Below are 6,304 nucleotides of genomic sequence, written 5' to 3'. Positions count from 1 at the left end.
CTCGTACTGGACGTACTTGGGCTTTCGGCCGGTGCGGCGAGAGTGCGTGCCGGGCGTCGCGACGGGGCGAACGTTGCCTGCCGCGGCACTAGGTCGCTGGTGTCGGAGGGGTAGCGGTAGCGGGGCAGCAACATGACGGTGCCGGGCCGCGACCGGTGGATGGGGCCAACTGCGGGACGGTCGCGGCCCGTTGCCTCTCGTGCTCCGGTTCACTCCGGGCTGGCCAGCAGCTGAAGGGTGGATTCAATCGCACACATCTGCGCCATGACCGTGCGGATGTAGGGATCGTTCGGGGTCTTCTTCTGGTGCGGGAGAAGGGTCCCGGCGATGAAGTTCTCCACCCGGTGGTGGACGGCCTCGAAGAACGCCCGCTCGTAGCCGATCCACACCTCCGGCGCATCGTCCAGCATCCGGTATCCCCATCGTTTGTCCCAGGTCACGGGCGGAAGACCCTTCGCCGCAGCAACCTTGCGCAGATGGGCGAGCCCGGTATGGACCTGCGCGCGGGTGCGCTCAGTGGCGGACATCAGCTGGCCGATGGTCAGGCCGGCCGGACGGGCTTCCAGCAGGGCGCTCAGGATCGCTTCAGCGTGGACGTGAGCGGGGACGCCCCGCCCCATCGCGTACTCACCCGAGCCCTTCAGCAGCTTCTCCAGCTGCTCGTCCAGGTCGACTTCACCGCGGGTGACGGCGTTTTCGATCCAGTCGGCCGCGGCGCGTACCCGCGAAAGTCCCCGCCCGACCGTCTCGCGCTCGCCGTCGTCGTAGTGCTCGCCGTCGTCGTAGTGCTCGCCGTCGTCGTAGTGCTCGCCGCGGAGGTTCGGCACGATCCTCCGCGGCCGTCGCGACGAACTGCGCGCAGGCCGCGACCAGGTCCATGAACTGGGCGCTGTGTTCCAAGCGCTGAAGCTGCGGGGCGGCTTCCTCGTGCACGAACTGAGCCTGTTGGCGGAACCGGTCGAACTGCGCCTCATTAACGGCGTGCCGGGCGGTGTCGTCGGCCATGGCCTTGTTGGCGACCGCCGGACGGCGCAGGAAGTCGGTGGTCACCACCGCCGCGACCGCGTCGTCGGCGGCCAGATCGTGGATCGCCTCCACCTTCTCCTGGACACTCTCCGGAGAGTCGACCTTCCAGCCCACCACCCGTTTCGCACTGTCGTGCGTCCACCTCGGCGGACCTCCGCGCGAGTTGGGCGGAGGGTTGTTGACCGCCTCGAAACGCTCCTGCTCATCAGAGATGCTGGCCAGGACCTTGTGGATGGTGTGCGAGACACCCGCCCGCCGACGCTCCTTCGGCCAGCGCGAGGACACCCACCGGTAACTGCGGACCGTCGTATGGGCCAGACCGACGTCTTCGGCGAACATCCGGATGGCCTCGCTGACGGTGAACAGGTCGTCCTTCCCGGACGGATTCGCACCCCATACGAGCGCATCGGCTCGATTTCCAGGGCCGCGTCACCGAGGCGCCACTGGGCGCTGCTCATCGTGGCGACCCAGTCCCGCCCCAGTTTGACCAGCTCGTCGTAGCGGTCCCGGGTCACACTGCCGACGTTTCCGGACATCCGCATCCACCCCCACGGGTGCGGGGCGGCACCCTTCATGCCGTCAACTCGCCGTGAATACCCGATTCTTGGCACCATCCGGCGGTCCGGGAATGGTTGCCAGGGCGCACGGGTCCGGCGCGTGGAGCGGCCTTGCCGTAATGGTCCGCGCGGTCTCACGCCCCGCCCGACTGCGTGCGCTGCCGGTGCCAGGCCCGTTTGCGGCAGCGGGGAGAGCAGTACCGTGCCGAGGCGGGATGTTCCACCCCGACTGTCCAACTCGATCCGCACTCCGGGCAGTTCGCTGTCCGGGCGGCCTGGACCGCCTGGTTCCTCGACCTCGTGCGCCGCAGTCGGCGCCAGTGCCGCGAGCGGCAGGCCGACGAACAGAACACCGCCGCGGCCTTCGCCGACGGCATCAGCGGATCACCGCACCCCTGGCACAACCTCGGCCCGCCCGACGCCGGCTCGACGACGGTCAGCCGCAGCCGAGGCACCCCGTCCCTGCCCATGACAGCACCGTACGACCGCCAACCCCGTACGCCCAGCCCACGTTTCGGGCCGACCGGCCCGAAACGTCAAGTCGCCGACCTGCGAAAAACGCCTTCGGGTCAGGTCCGCTTGCGGCTCGCGATCTCGTCAGAGAGCTGCTGCACGTGGGCGGGGTCCGCGTCCCGGGCAAGGGCGACGTAGTGGTCCATGACGGCCGGTCGGTAGCGCACGGGCAACGTCTGTCCTGGGGCGAGTCGGGTGAACTCGGTGATCGTGAGGCCTTCGTCTGCGATACCGCGGAACGAGCGGCCGCCAGCGGTCTCCACGTCGAACATCAGGACCACGCGTGGATTGCTGTTGACCTCTCGCCAGTCGACGAGAACGCCGAGCGCAAGCGCCCCCGTACGCAGTTCCGCATTGCGCTTCCGTGCATCACTGCTCATGAGCGGGTTCGGGGCGACGCCCGGGAAGTCGGGCCCGACGCCGAGCGATTCCCGACTCAGGTCGGGCCTGAGCTGCGCCGTCAGATCGTTGAACTGGTCCAAATCGAACAGATCGTTGAGCTTCTTCGTCCAACCGAACATCCTGGCCCCTCCCTCACACCGGTGCCGGAATCTCGGCCTGGCGCTTCGCCCTCACTGCGATTGTAGGTCGCGGCCATTCCCGACCTCCGTCGCATCGCTCCGTCCCGACTCAGGAAACACGTCGCCCCCTATATCCCAGACGCCGCAGAGAAGAAGCTGCGGTACCAGGTGCAGTACGCCCGTCGGCTGATCCCCAAGCAGCGGCAGGACAACGCGACGTTTCCGGTTACCCCGAGTTGAGCCGCGCTGTCGGAGCATCCGTGAGCCGGATCGCGTGCCGGGCGGGTCGTCGGGCTTCATCCAGCTGAAGGGGACGGCGTTCCCTTGCGTCCGGTGTGCGCTACGTCTCATCCGCGGCCTGTTACGGCAGAGGGGGGGCCGGTGTCTTCATGCCGAGTCCACGACATGGGGAGAGATGATGAGCAGGAGCGCCGAGCGCGGCGGTTGCTGGCGGCGGGTACGGGGGCGTGACGGCGGGCCGGCGGCCTGGCTCTGCGCGATGGTGTGCCGGTGACCGTCGTCGATCCGCGTCCCGAGTTCGTCGAGCGGATCCGTCTGCACCGGCTTCTGACCGGTTCCGATGACACGGTCGAGAGCTTCGGGAGCCGCCGGCAAACCATCGGGGCGACGGCTCCGGCGAGGATGAACTGACTGAGATGACAGCGTCTGAGAATCAGACCGATTCTCGGCAGGCTCTGGTGAAGCGCATCGAGAAGCTCTACGGCCGCCAGGCCACCGGCGTCCGGGCGTCCCGAGTGTTCACCGGGTACCGCCGTGCCGTCCCCGACGCACCCGAACCGGCGCACCTCACCGACTGGCCGCACTCCGAGGTGGGGCGCTTTTTCACCACACCTTGGCACTGCGCGCCGCGGCGGTTGCTGTAGCCCCGGCAGCCGCCGAGACCGTCCGCCGCCACCGTCCGACCGAGGTCGCCGTACTGCTCGGCGCCATGCCTGCGCACGTCCTGCTCGGCACTTGGCTGCTCCGGGAGGCGGAGACGGCTGAACCCACCATTACAGGAGAGACAAAATGAACCCATGGAACCGCGTCCTCTGGCTGCTGGCAGCCACAGCGGCAATAGTGGGCCTCACCGTACCGTTGACCGGGACACATATCGCGGTGCCGATGCTGCTGCTGTCGGTCCCGTTCGCGCTGATCCACGGGGTGCGGAGATACGGGTGGCGGACGCTGCTGTTCTTTCTGATCGTGACCCTGGTGGTGAGCAACTTCTTCGAGAACCTCAGCGTTTCCACCGGGTTCCCGTTCGGCCAATACCACTACACGGGCCATCCGCAGCTGATTCATGTGCCCATCGAGATCGGACCGATCTACTTCGGTCTGGGCTACATCTGCTGGCAGGTGGCCAACACCCTGCTCGACGAGGCGGACAGCCGTCTGGGGGGCTCGTCCGGGTCGGTCACCGGCCGGGTCGAGGTGGTGGCGCTGCCGATGGTGGCCGCGGCGCTGATGACCATGTTCGACCTCGGCGTCGACTCGATCGCCGCCACCGTGAAGCGGGTCTGGATCTGGGAAGACGGGGGCGGGGTGTTCGGGGTGCCCTACACCAACTATCTGGGCTGGTGGTTTGTCACCTACCTCTACTTCCAGATCTTCGCGCTGTATTTGATGAAGCGTCAGCCGACGTCGACGTCGGTGTCGGTGTCGGTGCGGACCGAGGGGCGGGGGGTGTTGGCGCAGAACGTGCTCTTCTACGCGGCGCTGGGCCTGAGCTCGGTTCCCTACTTCATCGGCGCCTCGGGTGGCATGGTCAAGGACGGTGCCTCGGTCAGCTGGAGCGGGGATGCGATCAACGAGACGTTGATGACGATCAACCTGTTCGGCACGGTGTTCGCTGCGTTTCTTGCCGCGGTCAAACTGGCTCGCAACGACCTTGCCCTACGCCGCTGATTCCGACTGACACAGAACGGCCGCCGGTCGGCTTTCCGGCGGCCGTTCGCCGTGCTTTCCGGCGAATGCGGAGAGTCCCTCTTCCGCCGCGACGATGCTCGGTGGCGACGTGGCACTCCAGGGCGGCGATTCCGCCGTCCCGTACCTGCCGCAGAACGTCGGCCTCTCCCCCACTCCGCAGACAACACGCGATCACGCGCCGACGGCTGCCAGAACGCGACCAGCGTCAGGCGGACCACCACGGGCGACATCAGCAAGAGTGTCACCGGGGAACACGGCCTCTTCCTGGGCCACGCCCCGCGCGCGTCAGCGCACCCGCGGCAACTGGGCGCGCTCTTCTCCGACTTCCGCGTGAGGAGCTGTTGCTTTCTCGGCCGTGAGCGGTAGTGATCGTGGGCGCCGGCCCAGTCGGTCTGTTTCTTGCCTGCGAGCTTGGCCTCGCGGGCTGTTCTGTCCTGGTGCTTGAGCGGGAGCCGGAGCTCGGCTCCCCGTACAAGTCGAACCCGCTCGGGATGCGGGGCCTGTCCGCCGCGTCGGTCGAGGCGTTCTACCGGCGCGGAACGCTGCACCCGCTGCTGACGGCATCGGGCGGCAACGACGATCCCGGCGCGAACCCCGACTCGGACGAACCGGCGCCCCCTCGCATCGCGGGCCACTTCGCCGGCATGATGCTCGATCCGGCGAAGGTCGACGTCGCCGCCCTGCCGTTCCGGCTTCCCAGCCCGGCACTGGAGGGCGTGTTCACAAGCCTCGAAGCGGTCGAGACGGTGTTGTCCGAGCGGGCGTCCAAGCTCGGCGTGGAGGTCAGGCGCGGCGTCACGGTCTCAGGCGTCGCGCAGAACACTCGCGCCGGTGGAGTTCAACTCGGCCGCACCGACGTGTGACTGTGTCGCTCACCGGTTCGCAAACGCGGCCGATCACCCGGAACGTGCTCGGCGGTATCCCTCGGACATGACAAACGCGGAACGGGCCGTGGTCCGGCCACTGCTGCCGGTGCCGGGCTGGACGGGCGGCCGGGGCGGGCAGCCTGAGGCGTACTGCCACCGGGCGATACACGGTGCGATCCGCTGGCTGGTCGACAATGGCAGGCAGCAGTATGGCGACGATCACACTGGTCGCGTGTCACATGTGAGGGTAGGCCACGGTCTTATGACCATGGGAAAGATTGTGACACGACGTGTACTTCTCGGTGTTCTGGTTCTCGCGTGCCTGGGTCATGTGTGGGCCTACTTCGCGCCCGAGCTCTGGTATGAGACATTTCCTCACATCGGTCAGCCCTGGCAGCCTCGCCTCGGTCCGTACAACGAGCATCTGGTCACGGACATGGCCGCGTTGTACATGGCCCTTTTGGTTGTGACAGCCGCGGCCTGGCGTTTTGCCGACAGCGACCGGTACGTCATCACCGTCGGCGCGGGTTGGCTTACCTTCTGCGTCTTCCATTTGCTCTACCACGTGCAGCACCTGAGCATGTTCACCTCTGGTGAACGCATCGCCCTTGTGAGCCTGCTTTCTTCATTGACGCTGGTCTCCGCCGCACTGCTGGCGCCGTCGCCCACCGGGCAGGCGGACTCGCGTTCCGACACGAGCGCTGTTTCACCTGGGGCGAAAATCCGGTAGCCGGAATCCGATCAGATCTGTGGCGCCGCTCTGAGTGAACGGGAACGATCGAGGGGTACCGCTGGTCTTCTAGTGCCGCGGCAGGCAACGTTTGCCCGTCAAGGAGCGGCGTCCGGTGCGTGCTCTCGGTGTGCCGGCCGGAAGTCCTCGTACTGGACGTAC

Annotated in this window: 6 protein-coding genes and 2 pseudogenes; 5 read left to right on the top strand and 3 right to left on the bottom strand. The window is 67.3% G+C overall.

Annotated elements, in window-relative coordinates:
- Nucleotides 1-209: 209 nt before the first annotated feature.
- The 3 genes and pseudogenes from AB0J04_RS45005 to AB0J04_RS44995 all read right to left on the bottom strand — a co-directional run bounded on the left by AB0J04_RS45005 (nucleotide 210) and on the right by AB0J04_RS44995 (nucleotide 2,617).
- Nucleotides 210-827 carry a DUF6192 family protein gene (locus AB0J04_RS45005; protein WP_363174522.1) on the bottom strand — a complete coding sequence of 206 codons (618 nt, stop codon included), beginning with the start codon at nucleotides 825-827 and terminating at the stop codon, nucleotides 210-212.
- Between the two features lie 67 nt (nucleotides 828-894).
- Nucleotides 895-1,365: pseudogene (locus AB0J04_RS45000) on the bottom strand (DUF6192 family protein); the annotation flags it as partial.
- Between the two features lie 787 nt (nucleotides 1,366-2,152).
- Nucleotides 2,153-2,617, bottom strand: a complete 465-nt coding sequence (locus AB0J04_RS44995; protein ID WP_363174521.1) for a hypothetical protein — start codon at nucleotides 2,615-2,617, stop codon at nucleotides 2,153-2,155.
- A 510-nt stretch (nucleotides 2,618-3,127) separates the two neighbouring features.
- Between AB0J04_RS44995 and AB0J04_RS44990 the strand changes: the two genes are divergently transcribed.
- The 5 genes and pseudogenes from AB0J04_RS44990 (at nucleotide 3,128) to AB0J04_RS44970 (ending at nucleotide 6,142) form a co-directional block, all read left to right on the top strand.
- Nucleotides 3,128-3,268 (top strand): hypothetical protein, encoded by a 141-nt coding sequence (locus AB0J04_RS44990; protein WP_363174520.1) that lies wholly within the window; start codon nucleotides 3,128-3,130, stop codon nucleotides 3,266-3,268.
- A 5-nt stretch (nucleotides 3,269-3,273) separates the two neighbouring features.
- Nucleotides 3,274-3,501, top strand: coding sequence for a hypothetical protein (locus AB0J04_RS44985; protein ID WP_363174519.1), 228 nt, complete (start codon nucleotides 3,274-3,276; stop codon nucleotides 3,499-3,501).
- A gap of 145 nt (nucleotides 3,502-3,646) precedes the next feature.
- Complete coding sequence (locus tag AB0J04_RS44980) at nucleotides 3,647-4,525, top strand: carotenoid biosynthesis protein (protein WP_363174518.1); 879 nt, start codon at nucleotides 3,647-3,649, stop codon at nucleotides 4,523-4,525.
- A gap of 386 nt (nucleotides 4,526-4,911) precedes the next feature.
- Nucleotides 4,912-5,367 (top strand): annotated as a pseudogene (locus AB0J04_RS44975) (FAD-dependent monooxygenase); the annotation flags it as partial.
- Between the two features lie 109 nt (nucleotides 5,368-5,476).
- Nucleotides 5,477-6,142 (top strand): hypothetical protein, encoded by a 666-nt coding sequence (locus AB0J04_RS44970; RefSeq protein ID WP_363174517.1) that lies wholly within the window; start codon nucleotides 5,477-5,479, stop codon nucleotides 6,140-6,142.
- The last annotated feature ends 162 nt before the right edge of the window (nucleotides 6,143-6,304 follow it).

Source organism: Streptomyces sp. NPDC050263, from assembly GCF_040655955.1.
Taxonomy (GTDB): domain Bacteria; phylum Actinomycetota; class Actinomycetes; order Streptomycetales; family Streptomycetaceae; genus Streptomyces.
This window is presented reverse-complemented; position numbering and strand designations above follow the sequence as displayed.